The organism is Streptomyces sp. NBC_00091, assembly GCF_026343185.1.
Classification (GTDB): Bacteria; Actinomycetota; Actinomycetes; order Streptomycetales; family Streptomycetaceae; genus Streptomyces.
Window position 1 is genome coordinate 1,850,457 of sequence record NZ_JAPEMA010000001.1, and the last position, 22,505, is coordinate 1,872,961.

Annotated in this window: 26 protein-coding genes; 2 read left to right on the forward strand and 24 right to left on the reverse strand. The window is 69.8% G+C overall.

Going from position 1 to position 22,505, the window contains the following annotated elements; genetic code table 11:
- Positions 1–50: 50 nt before the first annotated feature.
- The 5 genes from OOK34_RS08160 to OOK34_RS08180 all read right to left on the reverse strand — a co-directional run bounded on the left by OOK34_RS08160 (position 51) and on the right by OOK34_RS08180 (position 5,390).
- Positions 51–1,460, reverse strand: a complete 1,410-nt coding sequence (locus OOK34_RS08160; protein ID WP_267033210.1) for an NAD(P)H-hydrate dehydratase — start codon at positions 1,458–1,460, stop codon at positions 51–53.
- Positions 1,461–1,486: 26 nt separating this feature from the next.
- On the reverse strand, positions 1,487–1,855 hold the full coding sequence (locus tag OOK34_RS08165) for a holo-ACP synthase (protein ID WP_267033211.1): 369 nt from the start codon (positions 1,853–1,855) through the stop codon (positions 1,487–1,489).
- Positions 1,856–1,867: 12 nt separating this feature from the next.
- Complete coding sequence (gene glmS / locus OOK34_RS08170) at positions 1,868–3,733, reverse strand: glutamine--fructose-6-phosphate transaminase (isomerizing) (RefSeq protein WP_267033212.1); 1,866 nt, start codon at positions 3,731–3,733, stop codon at positions 1,868–1,870.
- Between the two features lie 146 nt (positions 3,734–3,879).
- Positions 3,880–4,650, reverse strand: coding sequence for a hypothetical protein (locus OOK34_RS08175; RefSeq protein WP_267033213.1), 771 nt, complete (start codon positions 4,648–4,650; stop codon positions 3,880–3,882).
- The gene (locus tag OOK34_RS08180) at positions 4,647–5,390 is read right to left on the reverse strand and encodes a hypothetical protein (RefSeq protein WP_267033214.1); all 744 of its coding nucleotides are present in this window, start codon (positions 5,388–5,390) and stop codon (positions 4,647–4,649) included. Before OOK34_RS08180 ends, OOK34_RS08175 begins: the two co-directional genes overlap by 4 nt.
- 313 nt (positions 5,391–5,703) lie before the next feature.
- Between OOK34_RS08180 and coaA the strand changes: the two genes are divergently transcribed.
- Together coaA and OOK34_RS08190 are read left to right on the forward strand one after the other, a co-directional pair.
- On the forward strand, positions 5,704–6,723 hold the full coding sequence (gene coaA, locus OOK34_RS08185; RefSeq protein WP_267033215.1) for a type I pantothenate kinase: 1,020 nt from the start codon (positions 5,704–5,706) through the stop codon (positions 6,721–6,723).
- Between the two features lie 16 nt (positions 6,724–6,739).
- Complete coding sequence (locus OOK34_RS08190; protein WP_267033216.1) at positions 6,740–7,705, forward strand: DUF389 domain-containing protein; 966 nt, start codon at positions 6,740–6,742, stop codon at positions 7,703–7,705.
- 10 nt (positions 7,706–7,715) lie between these two features.
- Here the strand turns inward: OOK34_RS08190 and glmM are convergent, their stop codons facing one another.
- The 19 genes from glmM to rplR form a co-directional block, all read right to left on the reverse strand.
- Positions 7,716–9,074, reverse strand: coding sequence for a phosphoglucosamine mutase (glmM, locus tag OOK34_RS08195; RefSeq protein ID WP_267033217.1), 1,359 nt, complete (start codon positions 9,072–9,074; stop codon positions 7,716–7,718).
- A 135-nt stretch (positions 9,075–9,209) separates the two neighbouring features.
- Positions 9,210–9,731 carry a 30S ribosomal protein S9 gene (rpsI, locus tag OOK34_RS08200; RefSeq protein WP_267033218.1) on the reverse strand — a complete coding sequence of 174 codons (522 nt, stop codon included), beginning with the start codon at positions 9,729–9,731 and terminating at the stop codon, positions 9,210–9,212.
- A gap of 42 nt (positions 9,732–9,773) precedes the next feature.
- Entirely contained in the window at positions 9,774–10,217 is a 444-nt protein-coding gene (rplM, locus tag OOK34_RS08205) for a 50S ribosomal protein L13 (protein WP_267033219.1), read from the reverse strand.
- Between the two features lie 234 nt (positions 10,218–10,451).
- Positions 10,452–11,708 (reverse strand): glycosyltransferase family 87 protein, encoded by a 1,257-nt coding sequence (locus tag OOK34_RS08210; protein ID WP_267033220.1) that lies wholly within the window; start codon positions 11,706–11,708, stop codon positions 10,452–10,454.
- Positions 11,709–11,774: 66 nt separating this feature from the next.
- Positions 11,775–13,403, reverse strand: a complete 1,629-nt coding sequence (locus tag OOK34_RS08215; protein WP_267033221.1) for an ABC-F family ATP-binding cassette domain-containing protein — start codon at positions 13,401–13,403, stop codon at positions 11,775–11,777.
- Positions 13,404–13,449: 46 nt separating this feature from the next.
- Positions 13,450–14,301 (reverse strand): tRNA pseudouridine(38-40) synthase TruA, encoded by an 852-nt coding sequence (truA, locus tag OOK34_RS08220; RefSeq protein ID WP_267033222.1) that lies wholly within the window; start codon positions 14,299–14,301, stop codon positions 13,450–13,452.
- 99 nt (positions 14,302–14,400) lie between these two features.
- The gene (gene rplQ, locus OOK34_RS08225; protein ID WP_030154710.1) at positions 14,401–14,862 is read right to left on the reverse strand and encodes a 50S ribosomal protein L17; all 462 of its coding nucleotides are present in this window, start codon (positions 14,860–14,862) and stop codon (positions 14,401–14,403) included.
- Positions 14,863–14,966: 104 nt separating this feature from the next.
- On the reverse strand, positions 14,967–15,989 hold the full coding sequence (locus OOK34_RS08230) for a DNA-directed RNA polymerase subunit alpha (protein ID WP_008739666.1): 1,023 nt from the start codon (positions 15,987–15,989) through the stop codon (positions 14,967–14,969).
- Positions 15,990–16,138: 149 nt separating this feature from the next.
- The gene (gene rpsK / locus OOK34_RS08235; protein ID WP_003956432.1) at positions 16,139–16,543 is read right to left on the reverse strand and encodes a 30S ribosomal protein S11; all 405 of its coding nucleotides are present in this window, start codon (positions 16,541–16,543) and stop codon (positions 16,139–16,141) included.
- 54 nt (positions 16,544–16,597) lie between these two features.
- Entirely contained in the window at positions 16,598–16,978 is a 381-nt protein-coding gene (gene rpsM / locus OOK34_RS08240) for a 30S ribosomal protein S13 (RefSeq protein ID WP_267012755.1), read from the reverse strand.
- 198 nt (positions 16,979–17,176) lie between these two features.
- On the reverse strand, positions 17,177–17,290 hold the full coding sequence (rpmJ, locus tag OOK34_RS08245; RefSeq protein WP_003956441.1) for a 50S ribosomal protein L36: 114 nt from the start codon (positions 17,288–17,290) through the stop codon (positions 17,177–17,179).
- Positions 17,291–17,363: 73 nt separating this feature from the next.
- Positions 17,364–17,585: a translation initiation factor IF-1 gene (gene infA / locus OOK34_RS08250; protein ID WP_003956442.1), complete on the reverse strand. Its 222-nt coding sequence runs from the start codon at positions 17,583–17,585 to the stop codon at positions 17,364–17,366.
- A gap of 152 nt (positions 17,586–17,737) precedes the next feature.
- Positions 17,738–18,589, reverse strand: a complete 852-nt coding sequence (gene map / locus OOK34_RS08255) for a type I methionyl aminopeptidase (RefSeq protein WP_267033223.1) — start codon at positions 18,587–18,589, stop codon at positions 17,738–17,740.
- Between the two features lie 93 nt (positions 18,590–18,682).
- Positions 18,683–19,330, reverse strand: a complete 648-nt coding sequence (locus tag OOK34_RS08260) for an adenylate kinase (RefSeq protein ID WP_267033224.1) — start codon at positions 19,328–19,330, stop codon at positions 18,683–18,685.
- Complete coding sequence (secY, locus tag OOK34_RS08265; protein ID WP_267033225.1) at positions 19,330–20,643, reverse strand: preprotein translocase subunit SecY; 1,314 nt, start codon at positions 20,641–20,643, stop codon at positions 19,330–19,332. The genes OOK34_RS08260 and secY overlap by 1 nt, the downstream gene beginning before the upstream one ends.
- A gap of 188 nt (positions 20,644–20,831) precedes the next feature.
- Complete coding sequence (gene rplO, locus OOK34_RS08270; protein ID WP_030154704.1) at positions 20,832–21,287, reverse strand: 50S ribosomal protein L15; 456 nt, start codon at positions 21,285–21,287, stop codon at positions 20,832–20,834.
- Positions 21,288–21,289: 2 nt separating this feature from the next.
- Positions 21,290–21,472: a 50S ribosomal protein L30 gene (gene rpmD, locus OOK34_RS08275; protein WP_005313525.1), complete on the reverse strand. Its 183-nt coding sequence runs from the start codon at positions 21,470–21,472 to the stop codon at positions 21,290–21,292.
- Positions 21,472–22,074, reverse strand: a complete 603-nt coding sequence (gene rpsE / locus OOK34_RS08280) for a 30S ribosomal protein S5 (protein ID WP_267033226.1) — start codon at positions 22,072–22,074, stop codon at positions 21,472–21,474. Before rpsE ends, rpmD begins: the two co-directional genes overlap by 1 nt.
- A 45-nt stretch (positions 22,075–22,119) precedes the next feature.
- A complete protein-coding gene (gene rplR, locus OOK34_RS08285; protein ID WP_030026334.1) occupies positions 22,120–22,503 on the reverse strand; it encodes a 50S ribosomal protein L18 in 384 nt (127 codons plus the stop codon).
- Positions 22,504–22,505 lie beyond the last annotated feature (2 nt).

Consider the following 22,505-nt stretch of genomic DNA (forward strand, 5'->3'; position numbering starts at 1 on the left):
GGGGAGCGGCTCCGCGCAGCCGGCCGGCCGCCGCGGCACCCCCGCCGGGGTCAGGCCACCACGCCCCGCCACGCGTCCGGCAGCGCGGCGGCCACCTCCTGGGCCAGGACCGGCCCACCACGGGCGGCCAGCCTCCCGGCGAGCCCGTGCAGGTACGCGGCCACGGACCCGGCGTCCGCCCCGCCCAGGCCCGCGGCCAGAAGGGACCCCGCCAGCCCGGACAGCACGTCCCCGCTCCCGGCGGTCGCCAGCCACGGCGTCCCGGTCGGATTCACCCGCACCACGGAGCCGTCGCCGGCGGCCACCAGCGTCGTGGAGCCCTTCAGCAGCACCGCCGCCCGGTAGCGCCCGGCCAACTCCCGTACGGCAGCCAGCCGCCCGGCCTCCACCGACTCCCTCGGGACCCCCAGCAGCGCCGCCGCCTCCCCCGCGTGCGGGGTCAGCAGGGTCGCCGCCCGGCGTCCCCGCACCACCGCCGGGTCCAGCCCGCGCAGCCCGTCCGCGTCCACCAGCACCGGCACGTCCCGGTCCGCCAGCGCCCGCTCCACCTCGGCGCCCCGCCCGGACCCCAGCCCCGGGCCGACCACCCAGGCCTGCACCCGCCCCCGCCCGACCAGCACCTCCGGGTAGCGCGCCAGCACGGCCTCCGCCGCCGGGCCCACGTACCGCACCGCGCCCGCGCCGCCCCGCAGCGCCCCCGCCACGGCGAGCACGGCCGCGCCCGGGTACTCCTGCGACCCGGCGACGACCCCGACCACGCCCCGCCGGTACTTGTCGCTCGACGCCGTCGGCGCGGGGAGCAGCCCCGCCACATCGGTGTGCTGGAGGGCCTCCACCCCGGGGGCACCGAGGGCCAGTCCGATGTCCACCAGCCGCACCGCGCCCGCCCGCGAGGCCCCGGGGTCGATCAGCAGCCCCGGCTTGTACGCCCCGAAGGTCACCGTCACATCGGCCGCCACCGCCGGGCCCGCCACCTCCCCGGTGTCGGCGTCCACCCCGCTCGGCAGGTCCACGGCGACCACGAGCGCCGCCGCCGGGATCCGCTCCACCAGCGCGGCCGCCGCCGGGCGCAGCCCGCCCCGGCCGCCGATGCCGACCAGCCCGTCCAGTACGAGGTCCGCCCGCGCGGGAACCGACTCCGCGACCCGTCCCCCGGCGGCCCGCAGCGCGGCCAGTCCGCCCGGGTGCATCCGCTCCGGGTCCATCGCCACCGCCGTCACCCCGGCCCCGCGCCGCGCCAGCCGCGCGCCCGCGTACAGCGCGTCGCCGCCGTTGTCCCCGGGACCCACCAGCAGCACGACCCGGGACCCGTAGACCCGGCCCCGGCGCCTCGCCAGCAACCGGCCGCACACGGCGGCCAGTCCGGCCGCCGCCCGTGCCATCAGGGCGCCCTCCGGCAGCCGTGCCATCAGCTCGCGCTCGGCGGCCCGTACGGTCTCCACGCTGTAAGCAGTACGCATGCCCACAGCGTGCCCCACGGCGGGCGTCAGCCCTCGGCGATCACCACCGCCGACGCGATGCCGGCGTCGTGGCTCAGCGAGATGTGCCAGGACGTGACCCCGAGCGCCCGGGCCCGGGCCTCGACCGTCCCGGACACCCGCAGCCGGGGCTGCCCGGAGTCCTCCACGTAGACCTCGGCGTCGGTCCACAGCAGCCCGCCGGGCGCGCCGAGCGCCTTGGCCAGGGCCTCCTTGGCCGCGAACCGGGCGGCGAGCGAGGCGGTTCCGCGCCGCTCGCCGCTCGGCAGCGTCAACTCGGAGTCGAGGAAGAGACGCTGCGCCATCTGCGGCGTCCGCTCCAGCGCCGCGCCGAACCGCTCGATCTCGGCAACGTCAATCCCCACACCGACAATCACAACGAACCCCAACTACTCCACAGTCACTGACTTTGCGAGATTACGCGGCTGGTCCACCTCGTTCCCCCGCGCCGTCGCCAGCTCGCACGCGAACACCTGGAGCGGCACCGTCGCCACCAGCGGCTGGAGCAGCGTCGGCGTCGCCGGGATCCGGATCAGGTGGTCGGCGTACGGGACCACGGCCTCGTCGCCCTCCTCCGCGATCACGATGGTCCGCGCCCCGCGCGCCCGGATCTCCTGGATGTTCGAGACGATCTTGTCGTGCAGGACCGAGCGCCCGCGCGGCGACGGCACGACGACCACCACCGGCAGGTCCTTCTCGATCAGCGCGATCGGCCCGTGCTTGAGCTCGCCCGCCGCGAAGCCCTCGGCGTGCATGTACGCCAGCTCCTTGAGCTTGAGCGCACCCTCGAGCGCCACCGGGTACCCGACGTGCCGGCCGAGGAACAGCACGGTGTCCTTGTCGGCGAGCGAGCGCGCCAGGGCCCGTACCGGCTCCATCGTCTCCAGTACGGTGTCCACCGCCGCGGCGATGTCCGACAGCTCCCGGATCACCGCCTGGATCTCGTCGCCCCACTTCGTACCCCGTACCTGCCCGAGGTACAGGGCGACCAGGTAGCAGGCCACCAGCTGCGTCAGGAACGCCTTGGTGGAGGCGACGGCCACCTCCGGACCGGCGTGCGTGTACAGCACGGCGTCCGACTCGCGCGGGATGGTCGAGCCGTTCGTATTGCAGACGGCCAGCACCCGGGCACCCTGCTCGCGGGCGTGGCGCAGCGCCATCAGGGTGTCCATGGTCTCGCCGGACTGCGAGATCGCGATCACCAGCGTCCGCTGGTCCAGGATCGGGTCGCGGTAGCGGAACTCGCTGGCCAGCTCCGTCTCGCACGGGATGCGGGTCCAGTGCTCGATGGCCAGCTTCGCGATCATGCCCGCGTGGTACGCCGTACCGCAGGCCACGATCACGACCTTGTCGACCTCCCGGAGCACCGAGGCGGGGATGCGCACCTCGTCCAGGGTCAGCAGGCCGCTCGCGTCGATCCTGCCCAGGAGGGTGTCGGCGACAGCCTTCGGCTGCTCGGCGATCTCCTTGAGCATGAAGTAGTCATAACCCCCCTTCTCGGCCGCCGAGGCGTCCCAGTCCACGTGGTACGCCCGCACGGACGCGACCGAACCGTCGAAGTTGGTCACCGTGACCCCGTCGCGCCGGAGTTCGACGACCTGGTCCTGCCCCAGCTCGATCGCGGACCGGGTGTGGGCGATGAACGCGGCCACGTCCGAGGCGAGGAAGTTCTCACCCTCCCCAACGCCCACCACCAGAGGGGAGTTCCGGCGGGCGCCGACCACCACGTCCGGCTCGTCGGCGTGCACCGCGACCAGGGTGAAGGCCCCCTCCAGCCGCCGGCACACCTGCCGCATCGCCTCCGCGAGCCTCCCGTCGACCGCACCGCCCCCGGCCGCCGTGAACTGCTCGGCCAGCAGGTGCGCCACGACCTCGGTGTCCGTCTCGGACTCCAGCCGGTGCCCCCGTTCGGCCAGTTCGGCGCGCAGCGCGGCGAAGTTCTCGATGATGCCGTTGTGCACGACCGCCACCCGGCCGGAGTTGTCCAGGTGGGGATGGGCGTTGACGTCGGTGGGCCCGCCGTGGGTCGCCCACCGGGTGTGCCCGAGGCCCGTGGAGCCGGCCGGCAGCGGCCGCCCGACCAGTTCCTTCTCCAGGTTGACCAGTTTTCCGGCCTTCTTGACGTTGGTGAGCGCCCCGTCGGCGAGCACGGCGACCCCGGCCGAGTCGTAGCCGCGGTACTCCAGCCGCTTCAGTCCGGCGATGACCACATCGAGCGCCGACTGCGCCCCTACGTAACCCACAATTCCGCACATAGGCCGCAGCGTACGCCGTGGCCGCCCGTCTGCCCCGTACCCGAACAAGACGAAAACCCCGCCCCGGTGAATCCACCGGAGCGGGGTTGACGCAGCTTTCGAACCAGGCTTTCGGTCCGGGCTTTCGAACCGGTCTGCGAACCGCCTCAGCCGAGCTTGCGCAGCTGCGCCTCGACCACGGGAGCCGCGAGCCGCGCCTCCCCGGACGCCCGGTCGGCGACGAAGCCGGCGAGAGTACCGCCCTTGCGCACCACCAGCACCTCGGCCGTGTGCCGCTCACCGTCGCGCTCGGCCTCCACGGTGTACGCGAGTGCCTCGTCACCGCCGTGGGCGGAGTGCGGGACGACCCGGGTCACCTTCACGGTCTCCCCGTTCGCCGTCGCCGAGTAGCCCCCGCCGCACGCCTCACCGGCGGCCCTCAGCTCGGCGAAGTGCCCGCCGGCGGTGTTCCCGGCGTACGCGCCGAGGGTCACCACCGTCACCGTCGAGCTGGCGTCGTCCAGGGCGGCCGCCCGCTTCTGCCGTTCCGTGGCGTCCCGTCCCAGCGGTGCCGGCACGGCGACCGCCGATGCCCTGGCCCAGCCGGTCCTGCCGGTCGGCAGCAGACCGGTGGCGGCGTAGGCCAGCTCCCTGCACTCGGGCTTGTCCACGCTCGGCAGGGCGCTGTCGGAGGTCTCCTGGCCGACCCGGTGGTCCGGCAGGTCCCCCTGCGCCACGATCAGCCGGGACGGCGGCTCCTGCCCCCTCCCCTTCGACAGGTGGCCGGCCGCCCCGGCGGACGAATCCGCCGCGGGCACGATCTCCAGCACCATGCCGGACCTGGTCGTCCCGCAGCCGGTGACCAGGAAGGCCAGGGTCAGCCCCGAAACGGCCGAGGCGCCCAGCACGGCCGCGCGCCGCGCGCGCAGCCCGCTCATCCGAGCTTCTTGGACTGGGCCTCCACGACCGCCTTGGGCGGCTGGGCGGCCTCGCCGATCACACTCAGGCCCTCGAAGGTGGCCAGAGTGCCGCCCTTGCGTACGACCACGAACTGCATGCTGCCCTTCGCGCCGCCCGCCAGCTCCAGCACCAGCTGGAACGCCAGGGACTCGTCCCCGGCGGTGATCTGGGCGGAGGGCAGGACCTTCTGGACCTTGGTGGTCTTGGCGCCGTCGACGGACGTGTACCCGCCGGCGCAGGCCGTGCTGGCGTCCTTCAGCGACGCGAAGGCCTCCTGGGCGCCCTTGGCGTCGTAGGAGTCGAGGACGACCGAGGTCCCGGACACGCCGGCGGTGTCCTTGAGCGCGTCGAGCTGCTCCTCCAGGGTCGCCCCCTCACCCACCGGCTTGCGCTTCTCCGAGACCGAGGCCACCACGGTGCCGGACGGCGTACCGGACGGGGTCGAGATCGGCACCAGGCCCTGGAGCTGGACCAGCGGCTTGCAGGCGGGCTTGTCGGATTCGACCTTCCGCGCCGGGTCGCCCTTCGGCGAGTCCGCCTCGACCTTGTACTGCGGCAGGTCCGCCTGGTTCACCAGCAGTGGGGCCAGCTCGGCCGCCGACTTCCCCGTACGGGCCGGCGCGGACGGCTTGGCCGCCGTCTTCGCGTCCGCCCCGGAGCCGTCCTTCGAGCCGGTGTCACCGGATCCGCAGGCGGTCGCCAGCAGGCTCAGCGACACCGCGGACGCCGTTAGGACAGCACGATGGACATGCCTGGTACCCACGAAAGATCTCCCCCTGGAAAAACAGAACACGCGCGGGACGCTGGTCGGCGCCACGGTGACATTCAATGTACGACTCAATCGATCAGCTGATCGGAGTTACCGGCACACGCACGGAATCGTGATCCGCACGAGACCGGGCAGGCCTCCGATCGATACGTACTCGCGTACAACCCGCCACATGCCCGCCACCTGGGCTTCCTGCGCCGGTCATCCCCCACGTGACCGACCCCACCATCCACAAGCGCCCCCGAGCCCCGACAATGGCGGTGTGATCACCTCGCCGACGCGTTGTACGCCGGACCGCGCAACGGAGCGCCCCGGCCCCCGCCGGGCGCACGACGCCTCCCCGTACGTCGACCTCACCCGGGCCGAGTGGAGCGCCCTGCGCGAGCGGACCCCGCTGCCGCTGACCGCCGACGAGGTGGAGCGGCTGCGCGGCCTCGGCGACGTCATCGACCTCGACGAGGTGCGGGACGTGTACCTGCCGCTGTCCCGTCTGCTCAATCTGTACGTCGGCGCCACCAGCAACCTCCGCGGCACCCTGAACACCTTCCTCGGCGACGCCGGCAACGGCCACGGCGCCCAGCAGGGCACCCCCTTCGTCATAGGCGTCGCCGGCTCCGTCGCCGTCGGCAAGTCCACCGTGGCCCGTCTGCTCCAGGCGCTCCTGGCCCGCTGGCCCGAGCACCCCCGCGTCGAGCTGGTCACCACGGACGGCTTCCTGTACCCGATGAAGGAGCTCCAGCGCCGCGGCCTGACCTCCCGCAAGGGCTTCCCCGAGTCCTACGACCGCCGGGCGCTCACCCGCTTCGTCGCCGACATCAAGGCGGGCAAGGACGAGGTCAGGGCCCCGGTCTACTCGCACCTGATCTACGACATCGTCCCGGGCGAGGAACTCGTCGTACGCCGCCCCGACATCCTGATCGTCGAGGGCCTGAACGTGCTCCAGCCGGCCCTCCCCGGCAAGGACGGCCGCACCCGCGTCGGGCTCGCCGACTACTTCGACTTCAGCGTGTACGTGGACGCCCGCCCCGAGGACATCGAGCGCTGGTACCTGGGCCGCTTCCGGAAGCTGCGCGAGACGGCGTTCCAGAACCCGTTCTCCTACTTCCGCAAGTACACCCAGGTCTCCGAGGAGGAGGCCCTGGAGTACGCGCAGACGATGTGGCGCACCGTCAACAAGCCCAACCTGCTGGAGAACGTGGCCCCCACCCGCGGCCGCGCCACCCTCGTCGTGCGCAAGGGCCCCGACCACAAGGTGCAGAAGCTGAGCCTGCGCAAGCTCTAACACTTAGGGTGCGGCCATGCTGCATCTACGGATGATCACCCCGCACCCGCTCACGGAGCAGGTGGTGGAGCTGATCGAGCAAACGGTCGGGACCACCCATCTGGTCGTGCTGACGGGCGCCGCCCGCGACCCCGAGGGCGATCTGGTGCTCTGCGACGTGGCGCGCGAGGCGGCCGACGAGCTGCTCCAGGAGATGCGGTCCCTCGGCATCGACAAGACCGGCTCGATCGCGGTCGAGAACATCGACCTCTCCATCTCCCAGCGCGCCGACGACGCGGAGGAGGAGGCGCCCGGCGAGGCCGCGGACGCGGTGATCTGGGAGCAGCTCTCCGAGTCGACCCACGAGGAGTCGACCCTCACGATCACCTACAGCGCGTTCATGATCGTCGCGACGATGATCGCGGCCTGCGGTGTGGTCCTGGACAACGCGATCCTGATCGTCGGCGCGATGGCCGTCGGCCCCGAGTTCGGCCCGCTCGCCGGGATCTGCACCGGCCTGGTCCAGCGCGCCCCGAAGGCGGCGTGGCGCTCGCTGGTGGCGCTGCTGGTCGGCTTCGCCGCGGCGATCGTGGCGACGACCGTGTTCAGCCTGGTCATGGACGCGCTCGGGCTGTTCGAGCCGGGGATGCTCGACAAACCGCGGCCGAACACCAGCTTCATCTGGCAGCCCGACCCGTTCTCGTTCGTCGTGGCGGTGCTCGCCGGCGTGGCCGGGATGCTGTCGCTGACGTCGGCGAAGTCGGGGGCGCTGGTGGGTGTGGCGATCTCCGTGACCACGGTCCCGGCCGCCGCGAACGCGGCCGTGGCGCTCAGCCACGGCGAGGTCGGCCAGATGTGGGGCTCGGCGGAGCAGCTGCTGCTGAACCTGCTCGGCATCATCGTCGCCGGCTCGCTGACCCTGATCGGCTGGAAACTGCTGTGGCGCACCCAGCACGCGCGGATGATCCGCCCGCCGGGTGCGCCACACAGGAACGCCGGATGAGGCCTGGCGTCTAGCCGAGCGCCGACTTCACCGCGTCGGCGAGCCGGCCGGCGATCGCGCGGGCCTGCTCGATGTCGGCGGCCTCCACCATCACGCGGACGAGCGGCTCCGTACCGGACGGACGCAGCAGCACCCGTCCGGTGGCGCCCAGCTCGCGCTCGGCGTCGGCGACGGCCGCGGCCAGCTCGCCGGAGGTGGCGACCCGGGACTTGTCCACGTCCGGGACGTTGATCAGGATCTGCGGCAGCCGCTTCATGACCCCGGCCAGGTCGCCCAGCGGGCGCCCGGTGGCCGCGACCCGTGCCGCCAGCATCAGCCCGGTCAGGGTGCCGTCGCCGGTGGTCGCGTGGTCGAGGATGATCACGTGCCCGGACTGCTCGCCGCCCAGCGCGTATCCGTGCTGCTTCATCGACTCCAGTACGTACCGGTCGCCGACGCCGGTCTGTACGACCTGGATGCCCTCGGCCTCCATGGCGAGCTTGAAGCCCAGGTTGGACATGACGGTGCCGACCACGGTGTTCTCGCGCAGCTGGCCCGCCTCGCGCATGGCCAGCGCCAGGACCGCGAGGATCTGGTCGCCGTCGACCTCCGCGCCGGTGGCGTCCACCGCCAGGCAGCGGTCGGCGTCGCCGTCGTGCGCGATGCCGAGGTCGGCCCCGTGCTCGACCACGGCCTGCTTCAGCAGGTCCAGGTGGGTGGAGCCGCAGCCGTCGTTGATGTTCAGGCCGTCGGGCTCGGCGCCGATCGTGACGATCTCCGCGCCGGCCCGGGTGAAGGCCTCCGGCGAGACGTACGCGGCCGCGCCGTGGGCCTCGTCCAGGACGACCTTGACGCCGTCGAGGCGGTTGGGCAGCACCCCGATGAGGTGGGCGACGTACTTGTCGAAGCCCTCGGTGTAGTCGGAGACGCGGCCGACGCCGGAGCCGGTGGGGCGCTCCCACGGCGCGCCCGTGCGGTGCTCCTCGTAGACGGACTCGATCCGGTCCTCGAGATCGTCGGCGAGCTTGTGGCCGCCGCGCGCGAAGAACTTGATGCCGTTGTCGGGCATGGCGTTGTGACTCGCGGAGAGCATCACGCCGAGGTCGGCGCCCAGCGCACCGGTGAGATACGCCACCGCCGGGGTGGGCAGCACACCGACGCGCAGGACGTCCACGCCGGCGCTGGCGAGGCCCGCGACGACCGCGGCCTCGAGGAACTCGCCCGAGGCGCGGGGATCGCGGCCGACCACCGCCGTGGGGCGGTGGCCCGCGAAGGTGCCCGCCTCGGCCAGTACATGTGCGGCCGCCACGGAGAGGCCGAGCGCGAGCTCGGCCGTCAGATCCGCGTTGGCGACGCCTCGTACACCGTCCGTCCCGAAGAGTCGTCCCACTGTTGTCCTCCCGAGTTCACGCTTCGCTTGTGACCGCTAGTGACAGGTATTTGCCGCTTATGGCGGTAAACGAACCGCCCCGGCAGCACGGAGAGTGCTGCCGGGGCGGTTTCGTTGCAGAACAGCAGGCGCAGATTAACGCTTGCTGTACTGCGGAGCCTTACGGGCCTTCTTGAGACCGGCCTTCTTGCGCTCGACCGCACGGTCGTCGCGGGAGAGGAAGCCGGCCTTCTTCAGCGCCGGGCGGTTGTTGTCCACGTCCGCCTCGTTCAGCGCACGGGCCACGCCGAGGCGCAGGGCGCCGGCCTGACCGGACACGCCGCCGCCGCCGATGCGGGCGATGACGTCGTAGCGGCCGTCAAGCTCGAGGAGCTTGAAGGGCTCGTTGACTTCCTGCTGGTGCACCTTGTTGGGGAAGTAGTCCTCAAGGGTGCGACCGTTGATCTTCCACTTGCCGGTGCCCGGAACGATCCGGACGCGGGCAATGGCGTTCTTGCGACGGCCCAGGCCGGCGGCCGGCTGGGGGTCACCGAAGCGACCGGCAAGGGACTCGGAGGTGTAGTCGCCCTCGACGACGACCTCGGACTCGCTGGTGTACTCCTCGACGTTGCCCTCGAACTCTTCGACGGGGGTCGTCTCGGCGGTGGTCTCGGCCACGATGCTCCTCAGAATTTTCTACGTCTTAGGGGGTGGCCGGAACTACTGCGCGACCTGGGTGATCTCGAACGGCACCGGCTGCTGGGCAGCGTGGGGGTGCGTGTCGCCCGAGTAGACCTTCAGCTTCGAGAGCATCTGACGGCCCAGGGTGTTCTTGGGGAGCATGCCCTTGACGGCCTTCTCGACGGCCTTCTCCGGGTTGTCACGGAGCAGGTCGTCGTAACGCACCGAACGCAGACCACCCGGGAAGCCGGAGTGGCGGTACGCCATCTTCTGGGACGCCTTGTTGCCGGACAGGTGAACCTTGTCGGCGTTGACGATGATGACGAAGTCGCCCATGTCCATGTGGGGGGCGTAAGTCGGCTTGTGCTTGCCCCGCAGGAGGGCAGCGGCCTGGGTCGCCAGACGGCCGAGGACAACGTCCTGGGCGTCGATGACGAGCCACTGGCGCGAGATGTCGCCGGGCTTGGGGCTGAACGTACGCACGCGTATGCCTTCGCTTCTTCAGTGGTGGGTCATCCCCGGGGGGTGAGCCCGAGGGACGGGTCCTGACATGGGTCACCACGGACGATCACGACAGCCCTGGTTCACATCGGGGACGCAACCCGTGTGTACCGCTGGTCATCGGCCCGGTGGACCGGCGTAAGGCAAATTCACGTGAGAATGAGCAAGCCAATACGCATAACGAACCAGCAGGGTACCCCTGAAGACCTGGAAGGGTCAAAACGCGGTCCGCGATCCCGTCGAAACGGGGGTAGCGGCGCACTCCGGTTCGGTCCTGGGTGGGGACCCCGTAGTTCGTACGAGTTCCAGAGTACCCCGGCGCCGCCGCAGCGCTCGCCGCGCCAGCAGACCGGCCAGCCCGCACAGGGTCGCCATGTCCTTGAAGGCCCGCCGCTTGGCCGCCAGCTCCGACGGCCACGGCACACCCGCCGTCTGGGGCAGCAGGGCCGCCCAGAACCAGGGCGAGCGCGGCATCGAGCCGGCCCGCACCCCCGACACCAGCAGCACCGGAACCACCACCAGCAGGTAGTGGTCGAAGGACGGCCGCGACACCAGGAACGCGGCCAGCATCACCATGCACGCCGTCTCCACGAGCCGCAGCTCGCCCCCGTCGCCCTCCGCGTCCGGCCGCCGCCACCGCGCCCAGGCCGCCCACAGCCCGCCCAGCGCCCCCGCGCCCGCCAGCACCACCGCCACCGGCTCCGGCACCCCCAGCCGCGGCAGCACCGCGATCGGCGAGGCGTCCCACGGCAGCGCGTAGGCGTCCTGGCCCTTGAACAGGAAGGGCAGGGTCTTGGTGAAGAACAGCGTCGGGCTCGGCATCAGCAGGGCCCCCAGCAGCGACATCCCCACCGGCACCAGCACCGCCACCGCCAGCCCGCGCCACTGCCGGGCCAGTACGAAGAGCAGCCCCAGCGGCACCAGCATCGGCTTGCAGGCGATCGCCAGCCCCACCACCAGCCCCGCAGCGCCCCACGACCGCCGGTGCGCGAGCAGCAGGGCCACCGGCAGCGCGGCCGCCGAGATCGCCGTCCAGTTGCCGAGCATCACGAGGTTCACGTACGGCTTGTAGGCCAGCGCGAGCAGCCCGAAGCCCCCGACCGCCATGCGCGAGCACAGCGGCACCGAGAACAGCCGCAGCGAAGCCCACCACCCGGCGCCCAGCAGCCCCGTCATCCCCACCGGCAGCAGCCAGCGCAGCACCGCCTGCGGCACCATCGCCTCCGGCACCGCCATGATCACGGCACTGGGCAGGTACAGGAACCGCTTGTCCTCGTACGGCGAGACCCCCGCCAGCAGCGCGTCGGCCGCCTTCACCACGAAGGCGTTGTCCGAGCCCCACTTCGTCTGCAGGCTCGCCGACACGGCGATGACCAGCAGGATCCCGGCAGAGACCCACCGCCACGGCCGCGGCGCCGGCCCCAGCAGCCAGGCGGTCACCCGGCCCGCCGTGGACGGCCGGTCCCATCGCATGAGCCAGATGCTAGGCCGCAGCCCCACAGCTCTCCTCCTCGACCCGCCGAGGGGGAGATCGCCCCCTCAGCGCTTGCGCTCGACCCTACGTTCGTCCCAGACGGGTTCTTGAGTCTCCCGCACAACACCGTCTGAACCGAAGACCAAGTAACGGTCAAATGTCCGCGCGAACCACCGGTCGTGCGTGACGCACAGCACAGTCCCGTCGTACGACTCCAGGCCGTCCTGGAGGGCCTCCGCCGACTCCAGGTCGAGGTTGTCCGTCGGCTCGTCCAGCAGCAGCGCCGTGGTCCCGGCCAGCTCCAGCAGCAGGATCTGGAAACGCGCCTGCTGGCCGCCCGAGAGCTTCTCGAAGGGCTGCTCCGCCTGGCGCTCCAGCTCGTAGCGGCGCAGGGCGCCCATCGCCGCGCCGAGCGGCTTCGCCGCCTCCGTCCACAGGATGTCCACGAGCGTGCGGCCGAACAGCTCCGGGTGGGCGTGGGTCTGCGCGAAATGGCCGGGAAGCACCCGCGCGCCCAGCTTCCAGTTGCCCGTGTGCTTGACCTCCTCGCCCGCCAGCAGCCGCAGGAAGTGCGACTTGCCGGAGCCGTTGGAGCCGAGCACCGCGACCCGCTCCCCGTAGAACACCTCCAGCGAGAACGGCTTCATCAGGCCGGTCAGCTCCAGGTTCTCCACGGTCAGGGCGCGCACCCCGGTCCGGCCGCCCTTGAGGCGCATCCGGATGTCCTGCTCGCGCGGCGGCTCCGGCGGCGGGCCGGCCTCCTCGAACTTCTGGAAGCGGGTCTGCATCGCCCGGTACCGCGAGGCCATGTCGGGGCTGGAGGCGGCCTGGTTGCGCAGCCGCAGCACCAAGGCCTTCAGCCGCGCGTGCTCCTCGTCCCAGCGGCGCTTGAGCTCCTCGAAGCGCGCGAAGCGCTCCTTGCGGGCGTCGTGGTAGGTGGCGAAGCCCCCACCGTGCACCCACACGTCACTCCCCGTCGGGCTCGCCTCCAGGCTGATGATCTTCTCGGCGGCCTGGGTGAGCAGCTCCCGGTCGTGGGAGACGAAGAGCACCGTCTTGCGGGTGGCCCGCAGCTGCTCCTCCAGCCAGCGCTTGCCGGGCACGTCGAGGTAGTTGTCCGGCTCGTCGAGCAGCAGTACCTCGTCCGGCCCGCGCAGCAGCGCCTCCAGGACCAGCCGCTTCTGCTCACCGCCCGACAGCGTGCGCACCTCGCGGAACTGGGCGCTGTCGTACGGGATCGCCAGCGCGGCCATGGTGCAGACGTCCCACAGGGTCTCCGCCTCGTAGCCCTGGACGTCGGCCCAGTCGCTCAGCGCCTGCGCGTACGCCATCTGCGCGGCCTCGTCGTCCACCGTCAGGATCAGGTGCTCGGCCTGGTCCACGGCCTTCGCGGCCTCCCGGATCCGCGGCTGCGCCACCGAGACCAGCAGGTCCCGTACGGTCGTCTCGTCGCGGACCGAGCCCACGAACTGCGACATCACGCCGAGGCCGCCGCTGATGGAGACCCCGCCGCCGTGCGGCTGCAGCTCCCCGGAGATCAGCTTCAGCAGGGTGGTCTTGCCGGCGCCGTTCGCCCCCACCAGGGCCACCACCGACCCCTCCCCCACGCGGAAGGAGACGTCGGGGAGCAGGACCCGCCCGTCGGGAAGGTAGTACTCCAGGTGGCTGGCTTCGAGATGTCCCATGCCGGGCATTGTCCCGGCCCGGCGGCGATCCGCCCAAACGGATTCCCGCGAGGGGTCAGCAGCAGCCGGCCCCGGGGAGGGTGCGCACGTTCCGCGCCTCCTTGCTGCGGGCGGCCAGCAGCTCGTCCGCCGGGTAGCCGACCTCCTCCAGGGTGAGCCCGTGCGGCTTCACCACGTGCACGGAGGAGTCCCGTACGGCCGCGGCCAGCACCTGCCCGGGCCATTCGACCGGCCGGTGCCCGTCGCCCACGTGGAGGAGCGCTCCGACCAGCGAGCGGACCATGTTGTGGCAGAACGCGTCCGCGCGGACCGTCGCGGTGATGATCCCGTCCTCGGCCCGCTCCCAGCTGAGCTGCTGGAGCGTACGGATGGTCGTGGCGCCCTCGCGCTTCTTGCAGTACGCGGCGAAGTCGTGCTCGCCGACCAGCGCGGCGGCGGCCTCGTTCATGGCGTCCACGTCCAGGGGCCACTGGTGCCACAGCACGTGCCCGCGGCGCAGCGGGTCCACGCCGGCCTGGTGGTCGCCGACGCGGTAGGCGTAGCGGCGCCAGATGGCCGAGAACCGCGCGTTGAAGCCCTCGGGGGCCTCGGCGGCCTTCCACACCCGTACGTCGTGCGGCAGGCGCCCCGCGAGGCGCCGCAGCAGCTTGTCCCGGTGCTCGGCCCACACCTCCTCGGCCACGTCGAACTGCGCGACCTGCCCGCGGGCGTGCACCCCGGCGTCGGTGCGTCCGGCCACGGTCAGATCGACCGGCTCGGACAGCCGCATCACGGTCTTCAGGGCGGACTCCAGCTCGCCCTGGACGGTCCGCAGCGTGCGCTGCTTCGCCCAGCCGGAGAAGTCCTTGCCGTCGTACGACAGGTCCAGCCGCACCCGGACGTGCCCGGGCTCCACCTCGTCACTCACGTGACAGATCCTCTCAGACGCACAGAAATGCAGAACGGGCCCGCCCCGGAAGGGGGCGGGCCCGTTCAGAGCCGTTCAAGCAAGCGTGATCCCGAAGGATCAGGCCTCCTTGGTCTCCTCGGCGGGGGTCTCGACAGCCTCCGCCTCCTTGACCGCGCGCTTGGTGGCGGCCTCGGCCTCACCGGTGGCCTGCTGGGCGACCGTCAGGGCCTCGACCAGCTCGATGACCGCCATCGGGGCGTTGTCGCCACGACGGTTGCCGATCTTGGTGATGCGCGTGTAACCACCGGGGCGGTTCTCGTAGCGCGGGGCGATCTCGGTGAACAGCGTGTGCACGATGCTCTTGTCCGTGATCGTCTGCAGCACCAGGCGACGGTTGTGGATGTCGCCCTTCTTGGCCTTGGTGACCAGACGCTCGGCGTAGGGACGCAGGCGACGGGCCTTGGCCTCGGTGGTGGTGATGCGGCCGTGCTCGAAGAGCGCCTTCGCGAGGTTCGCGAGGAGGTGCTTCTCGTGCGCGGCGGAGCCGCCCAGGCGGGCACCCTTTGCGGGACGCGGCATTGTTACTCCTTCAAATCTGCACCGGCCGTGTCAGGTACCGGAGTCAGTTCCCTCAAGCGGTCGCGAGAGGGGGTGTGGGGGGCGTGAGCCCCCCACAAGCTTTTCTAGTACTGCTCGGTCTCGACGAAACCGGCGTCCGCGTCGTCGTCGGCGCCAAAGGCATCGGCGGCGGCGGTCGGGTCGAATCCGGGCGGGCTGTCCTTGAGGGCCAGGCCCATGCCGGCCAGCTTCGCCTTGACCTCGTCGATCGACTTCGCACCGAAGTTGCGGATGTCGAGCAGGTCGGCCTCGGAGCGGGCGACGAGCTCACCCACGGAGTGGATGCCCTCGCGCTTGAGGCAGTTGTACGACCGAACGGTGAGCTCGAGCTCCTCGATCGGCAGCGCCAGATCGGCGGCCAGGGCCGCGTCCGTCGGCGAGGGGCCCATGTCGATGCCCTCGGCGTCGATGTTGAGCTCGCGGGCCAGACCGAACAGCTCGACCAGGGTCTTACCGGCGGACGCCATGGCGTCGCGCGGGCGCATGGCCTGCTTGGTCTCGACGTCGACGATCAGCTTGTCGAAGTCGGTGCGCTGCTCGACTCGGGTCGCCTCGACCTTGTAGGTGACCTTGAGGACCGGGCTGTAGATGGAGTCGATCGGGATGCGACCGATCTCCTGGCCCAGCTGCTTGTTCTGGACGGCGGAGACGTAGCCGCGACCGCGCTCGACGGTCAGCTCCATCTCCAGCTTGCCCTTGCCGTTGAGCGTGGCGAGGACCAGGTCCGGGTTGTGCACCTCGACACCGGCCGGGGGCGCGATGTCGGCAGCGGTGACCAGGCCGGGACCCTGCTTGCGCAGGTACATCACGACCGGCTCGTCGTGCTCCGAGGAGACGACCAGCTGCTTGATGTTGAGGATGATGTCCGTGACGTCTTCCTTGACGCCCGGCACGGTGGTGAACTCGTGCAGGACGCCGTCCACGCGGATGCTGGTGACAGCGGCACCCGGGATGGAGGACAGGAGGGTACGGCGCAGGGAGTTGCCGAGGGTGTAGCCGAAGCCCGGCTCCAGCGGCTCGATCACGAACCGCGAGCGGTACTCGTCGACGACCTCTTCGGTCAGCGAAGGACGCTGAGCGATAAGCATGTCTGTTCCTTCAGTCGTGGACGCCCACTATTTGACGCCCGACGGGTGCGGCCGGGAGGCCGCGGACTTACAAGGGTACGGGCGGTACGTCCCCCGCGAAGGGTTCGTACCGCCCGGACACTCAAAGACGCACAGGTGCGTCCGCTGCGTCAGACGCGGCGGCGCTTCGGCGGGCGGCAGCCGTTGTGCGGGGTGGGGGTGACGTCCTGGATCGAGCCGACCTCGAGGCCGGTGGCCTGGAGGGAGCGGATCGCGGTCTCGCGGCCGGAGCCCGGACCCTTGACGAAGACGTCAACCTTGCGCATGCCGTGCTCCTGCGCGCGGCGGGCGGCCGACTCGGCGGCCATCTGCGCGGCGAAGGGGGTGGACTTGCGCGAGCCCTTGAAGCCGACGTGGCCGGCGGAGGCCCAGGAGATCACGTTGCCCGAGGGGTCCGTGATCGAGACGATGGTGTTGTTGAACGTGCTCTTGATGTGGGCGTGCCCGTGAGCGACGTTCTTCTTTTCCTTGCGGCGCACCTTCTTGGCAGCGCCCTGACGACCCTTGGGGGGCATCTAAATCTCCTACGGGAGGTGGTCGGTCCTACAGCGCAAGACCGCTGAACAGGACTACTTCTTGCCCGGCTTCTTCTTACCGGCGATCGCGCGACGCGGGCCCTTGCGGGTACGCGCGTTCGTGCTGGTGCGCTGGCCGTGCACCGGGAGGCCGCGACGGTGGCGGATACCCTGGTAGCACTGGATCTCGATCTTGCGGCGAATGTCGCCCTGGATCTCGCGGCGGAGGTCACCCTCGGTACGGAGGTTGGCGTCCACGTACTCGCGGATCTTGACGAGGTCCTCTTCGGCCAGGTCACGAACGCGGGTGTTCGGGTTCACGCCCGTGGAGTCGAGGATCTCCTTGGACCGGGTGCGCCCGATACCGAAGACGTAGGTGAGTGCGATCTCCACACGCTTTTCGCGCGGGATGTCAACACCGGAAACGCGTGCCACAAATGGCTCCTGTGTGTTCGGGGGTCTTCCGCAGAACCGGCCCCGACCGCCGACCACCCTTGATGGATGGTGGTACGTCCGGGTCCCCGGCCCCCGCCGGAGGTGCCGCCGGCCCCTTGCAGGGCTGGGCGGGTTCTGCGTATGTACGTTTTCTTACGTCGCGCGAAGAACTGCGTAGTGCAGGTCGGTCGGCGTGCGTCAGCCCTGGCGCTGCTTGTGGCGCAGGTTGTCGCAGATGACCATGACCCGACCGTGACGGCGGATCACCTTGCACTTGTCGCAGATCTTCTTGACGCTCGGCTTGACCTTCATGTTGGTGAGGTTCTCCGGGTCAGTGCCACCACCCGCACCGGGACGGATGCCCAGGCAGGAGTGAGGACAAGATCTACTTGTATCGGTAGACGATCCGGCCACGCGTCAGGTCGTACGGAGACAGCTCCACAACGACCCGGTCATCGGGGAGGATGCGGATGTAGTGCATACGCATCTTGCCGCTGATGTGCGCGAGGACCTTGTGACCGTTCTGGAGTTCCACCTTGAACATCGCGTTCGGGAGGGACTCGATCACGGTGCCCTCGATTTCGATGGCACCTTGCTTCTTGGCCACGCTTCGCCTTTCGAATCGGCTACCTTGATCGGCCCCGTGCGTCGCCATGCAGGCATGGAAGTGCACGAGAGCCGACGAGTCAGTCTACGTCAGGGCACCCAGAAAGACGAATCCGGAAAGTTTGCCCATGAGTCTAGATCATTAACCTGCGGCTACCCGAGCGGGTCGGGCGCGGTGGTCACGCCGTACTCCGCCAGCTTCGCCTTGCCGCAGTCCGGGCTGGTCAGGACGATCGGGCCGGCTTCCGTCAGCGCGATCGAGTGCTCCCAGTGCGAGGACCAGGTGCCGTCCGTCGTGATGACCGTCCAGTCGTCCGCCAGGACCTCCGTCTGCGCGGTGCCCAGGGAGACCATGGGCTCGATCGCCAGGCAGAGGCCCGGGACCAGCTTGATGCCCTTGCCCCGCTTGCGCGAGACGTAGTTCAGCAGGTGCGGGTCCATGTGCATCTCGGAGCCGATGCCGTGGCCGCCGTAGTCCTCGATGATCCCGAACTTGCCGAGGCTGTGCTCACCGGTGGCGGGCCGCGGCTGGCGCTTGATGTAGGTCTCGATCGCCTTCGAGATGTCCACCAGGCGGTTGCCGAGCTTCATGGCCGCGATGCCGGCCCACATCGACTCCTCGGTCACCCGGGACAGCTCGATCAGCTCCGGAGCGTGACCGGTGCCCACGAAGGCCGTGTAGGCGGCGTCGCCGTGCCAGCCGTCCACGATCGCGCCGGCGTCGATGGAGATGACGTCGCCGTCCTTCAGGACCGTCTTGTCGTCCGGGATGCCGTGGACGACGACCTCGTTCACCGAAGTGCAGATGGTCGCGGGGAAGCCCCCGTAGCCGAGGAAGTTCGACTTGGCCCCGGCGTCCGCGATCACCTTGCGGGCCACCATGTCCAGATCCCGCGTCGTGGCGCCCGGCACGGCCGCCTCACGGGTCGCCGCGTGGATCGCGGCGACGACCAGCCCTGCCTCGCGCATCTTCGCGATCTGCTCGGGGGTCTTCAGCTGAACCATCTACGGACCTTCCACCTTCGAAAACGGGTCTTCTCAACAGTACGGCCGCGATGCCCGAGGGACACCGCGGCCGTACTGGTCACACAGGGGTGACTACTTCTTCAGGGCGTCCATCGCCCGCTTGGTGATCTCGTGCACCTCGCCGAGGGCGGGGATCGTCACCAGCAGGCCCTGCTCCTTGTAGTAGCCGATGATCGGCTCGGTCTGCGTGTGGTAGACCTTCAGCCGGTTGCGGACCGTGGACTCCGAGTCGTCGTCGCGCTGGTACAGCTCGCCGCCGCAGGTGTCGCAGACACCCTCGGTCTTCGGCGCGGCGTACGAGACGTGGAAGACGTGCGCGGAGTCCTTGCGGCAGATGCGCCGGCCGGCGATCCGCTTGACGACCTCGTCCTCCTCGACCTCCAGGTCGAGGACGGCGTCGAGCTTCATGCCCTCGCCCTGGAGCATCGCGTCCAGCGCCTCGGCCTGCGAGACGTTGCGCGGGAAGCCGTCGAGCAGGAAACCGCCCGCGGCGTCCGGCTGCTCCATGCGGTCCTTGGCCATGCCGATGGTGATCTCGTCGGGGACGAGGTCACCGGCGTCCATGAACGCCTTCGCGCGCAGCCCCAGCTCAGTGTTCTGGCTGATGTTGGCGCGGAAGAGGTCGCCCGTGGAGATGTGCGGGATCGACAGGTTCTTGGCGAGGAACGCGGCCTGCGTTCCCTTGCCCGCACCGGGGGGTCCGACGAGGACGATTCGCATCAGCGGAGGAACCCTTCGTAGTTGCGCTGCTGGAGCTGGCTCTCGATCTGCTTCACGGTTTCCAGACCCACACCCACGATGATGAGGATGCTCGTCCCGCCGAACGGGAAGTTCTGGTTCGCTCCGAAGCCGGCCAACGCCATTGTCGGCACAAGAGCGATCAGACCCAGGTACAGCGACCCCGGCCAAGTGATCCGGTTGAGTACGTAGCTCAGGTACTCGGCGGTAGGCCGGCCGGCGCGGATGCCCGGGATGAAGCCACCATACTTCTTCATGTTGTCCGCAACTTCCTCGGGGTTGAACGAGATCGCCACGTAGAAGAACGCGAAGAAGACGATCAGGAGGAAGTAGGTCGCGATGTAGTACGGGTGGTCGCCCTTGACGAAGTGCTTCTGGATCCAGGTCGCCCAGCCGGCCGTCGAGCCGCTGAACTGCACGATCAGGGCCGGGATGTACAGCAGCGACGAGGCGAAGATGACCGGGATGACACCGGCCTGGTTCACCTTGAGCGGGATGTAGGTGGACGTACCGCCGTAAGCACGGCGGCCGATCATGCGCTTCGCGTACTGGACCGGGATCCGGCGCTGCGCCTGCTCGACGAAGACCACCAGGGCCACCATCGCGAGGCCCACCAGGATGACGACGCCGAACTCCACCCAGCCATCAGCGATCTTGCCCTGGAGCTTGATCGTCCAGAGGGCGGAGACGAAGCCGGCCGCGATCGAGATGAACATGAGGATGGACATGCCGTTGCCGATGCCGCGGTCGGTGATCAGCTCACCGAGCCACATGACGACACAGGTACCGGCGGTCATGGTGAGCACCATGACGACCGTGGTGAAGATCGAGCGGTCCGGGACGATCTCCCGAGCGACCGGGCAGGTGCCGAAGAGGGCGCCGGTCCGCGCGGTGGCGACCAGGCCGGTGCCCTGGAGGATCGCGAGTGCGACCGTCAAATAGCGCGTGTACTGAGTGATCTTCGACGTGCCGGACTGTCCCTCTTTTTTGAGGTTCTCCAGCTTCGGGATGACCACGGTCAGCAGCTGCAGGATGATGCTCGCCGTGATGTACGGCATGATGCCGAGCGCGAAGATCGTGATCTGCAGCAGCGCACCGCCGCTGAACATGTTGACCAGACCGAAGAGGCTGTTGCTGCTCCCCATCTGGTCCACACAGATCTGAACGTTCTTGTAGCTCACGCCGGGTACCGGGATGTGGGACCCGAGCCGATACAGCACGATGATGCCGAGCGTGAAGAGCAGCTTCTTGCGCAGGTCGGGCGTCTTGAACGCCCGGGCGAACGCGGTGAGCACGGTGCCTCCTGCGACCCCCGCGCTACTGCGTCAGAGGTGACGGTCTGAGGGATCGACGAATACGTACAAGCAAAGGTGCACGCCACCTTACCGGCGAGTGTGCCCCCCGTGGAACGACCAACCGGGGATGCCCCTTATGTGAGGCATCCCCGGTCGGGTTTCTAGCTATTTGTCACAAGAGTTTCGTCTTAGACGAGCTCGGTGACGGTGCCGCCGGCAGCGGCAATCTTCTCCTTGGCGGAGGCGGAAACGGCGTCAACCGAAACCGTCAGCGCCACGGAGATCTCGCCCTGGCCCAGGACCTTGACGAGGCTGTTCTTGCGAACCGCGCCCTTGGCGACCAGGTCGGCCACCGTGACCTCTCCACCCTCGGGGTAGAGGGCACCGAGCTTGTCCAGGTTCACGACCTGGAACTCGGTGCGGAACGGGTTCTTGAAGCCCTTGAGCTTCGGCAGGCGCATGTGGAGGGGCATCTGCCCACCCTCGAAGCGCTGCGGGATCTGGTAACGGGCCTTCTGGCCCTTCGTACCACGACCGGCCGTCTTACCCTTCGACGCCTCACCACGACCGACACGGGTCTTCGCGGTCTTGGCGCCGGGGGCGGGACGGAGGTTGTGGGCCTTCAGCGGGCTGTTCTCAGCCATGATTAGTCAACCTCCTCAACCGTCACGAGGTGGCGGACGGTGTGAACCATTCCGCGGAACTCGGGGCGGTCCTCCTTGACGACGACGTCGTTCAGGCGCTTGAGCCCGAGCGAACGCAGCGTGTCGCGGTGGTTCTGCTTGCTGCCGATGTACGACTTCGTCTGCGTGATCTTGAGGCGGGCCATTAGACACCCGCCCCAGCACGCGCACGGAGCAGAGCCGCGGGAGCGACGTCCTCGAGGGGCAGACCACGGCGAGCCGCGATCTCCTCGGGACGCTGCAGGCCCTTGAGGGCCGCCACGGTCGCGTGCACGATGTTGATCGCGTTCGAAGAGCCGAGCGACTTCGACAGGATGTCGTGAACGCCGGCGCACTCGAGAACGGCGCGCACCGGGCCACCGGCGATAACACCGGTACCGGGGGAAGCCGGCTTCAGCAGCACGACGCCCGCAGCGCGCTCGCCCGTGATCGGGTGAGGGATGGTGCCCTGGATGCGCGGAACCTTGAAGAAGTTCTTCTTGGCTTCCTCGACACCCTTGGCGATGGCCGCGGGAACTTCCTTGGCCTTGCCGTAACCGACACCTACGGTGCCGTCACCGTCGCCCACCACGACCAGCGCGGTGAAGCTGAAGCGGCGACCACCCTTGACAACCTTGGCGACGCGGTTGATCGCGACAACGCGCTCAACGTAAGCGGTCTTCTCGGCGGCAGGGCCACCGTCGCGACCCTTCCGGTCCCGCCGCTCGCCGCCACCGGCACCGCTTCCGCGGCGCTGGGGTCCAGCCATTGGATTACCTCTCTCTGTTACGTCCGTGAGTCCCGGAACCGGGGCTTAGAACTTCAGCCCGGCTTCGCGGGCGGCGTCAGCCAGAGCGGCAATGCGCCCGGCGTATCGGTTGCCACCGCGGTCGAACACGACGGTCTCGACACCCGCAGCCTTGGCACGCTCGGCGACGAGCGCGCCGACAGCCTGGGCCTGGGCGCTCTTGTCGCCTTCGCCACCGCGGATCGAAGCGTCCAGGGTCGACGCGGACGCCAGGGTGTGACCCTGGAGGTCGTCGATGACCTGAGCAACGATGTTGCGGTTGGAACGCGTCACGACGAGGCGCGGACGCTCCGCCGTACCCGAGACGTTCTTGCGGATGCGGATGTGGCGGCGAGCCTTGGCAGCGCGCTTGTACGCGTCGCCCTTGGCGATCTTCACACCGTATGCCATGG

Excerpts from the sequence above, each read along its gene's own strand:
- OOK34_RS08160 (WP_267033210.1), bottom strand. The coding sequence starts at position 1,460 with ATGCGTACTGCTTACAGCGTGGAGACCGTACGGGCCGCCGAGCGCGAG.
- glmS (WP_267033212.1), bottom strand. The coding sequence starts at position 3,733 with ATGTGCGGAATTGTGGGTTACGTAGGGGCGCAGTCGGCGCTCGATGTG.
- OOK34_RS08175 (WP_267033213.1), bottom strand. The coding sequence starts at position 4,650 with ATGAGCGGGCTGCGCGCGCGGCGCGCGGCCGTGCTGGGCGCCTCGGCC.
- OOK34_RS08190 (WP_267033216.1), top strand. The coding sequence starts at position 6,740 with ATGCTGCATCTACGGATGATCACCCCGCACCCGCTCACGGAGCAGGTG.
- OOK34_RS08210 (WP_267033220.1), bottom strand. The coding sequence starts at position 11,708 with ATGCGATGGGACCGGCCGTCCACGGCGGGCCGGGTGACCGCCTGGCTG.
- OOK34_RS08215 (WP_267033221.1), bottom strand. The coding sequence starts at position 13,403 with ATGCCCGGCATGGGACATCTCGAAGCCAGCCACCTGGAGTACTACCTT.
- rplQ (WP_030154710.1), bottom strand. The coding sequence starts at position 14,862 with ATGCCGCGTCCCGCAAAGGGTGCCCGCCTGGGCGGCTCCGCCGCGCAC.
- OOK34_RS08230 (WP_008739666.1), bottom strand. The coding sequence starts at position 15,989 with ATGCTTATCGCTCAGCGTCCTTCGCTGACCGAAGAGGTCGTCGACGAG.
- rpsK (WP_003956432.1), bottom strand. The coding sequence starts at position 16,543 with ATGCCCCCCAAGGGTCGTCAGGGCGCTGCCAAGAAGGTGCGCCGCAAG.
- rpmJ (WP_003956441.1), bottom strand. The coding sequence starts at position 17,290 with ATGAAGGTCAAGCCGAGCGTCAAGAAGATCTGCGACAAGTGCAAGGTG.
- map (WP_267033223.1), bottom strand. The coding sequence starts at position 18,589 with ATGGTTCAGCTGAAGACCCCCGAGCAGATCGCGAAGATGCGCGAGGCA.
- OOK34_RS08260 (WP_267033224.1), bottom strand. The coding sequence starts at position 19,330 with ATGCGAATCGTCCTCGTCGGACCCCCCGGTGCGGGCAAGGGAACGCAG.
- rplO (WP_030154704.1), bottom strand. The coding sequence starts at position 21,287 with ATGGCTGAGAACAGCCCGCTGAAGGCCCACAACCTCCGTCCCGCCCCC.
- rpmD (WP_005313525.1), bottom strand. The coding sequence starts at position 21,472 with ATGGCCCGCCTCAAGATCACGCAGACGAAGTCGTACATCGGCAGCAAG.
- rpsE (WP_267033226.1), bottom strand. The coding sequence starts at position 22,074 with ATGGCTGGACCCCAGCGCCGCGGAAGCGGTGCCGGTGGCGGCGAGCGG.
- rplR (WP_030026334.1), bottom strand. The coding sequence starts at position 22,503 with ATGGCATACGGTGTGAAGATCGCCAAGGGCGACGCGTACAAGCGCGCT.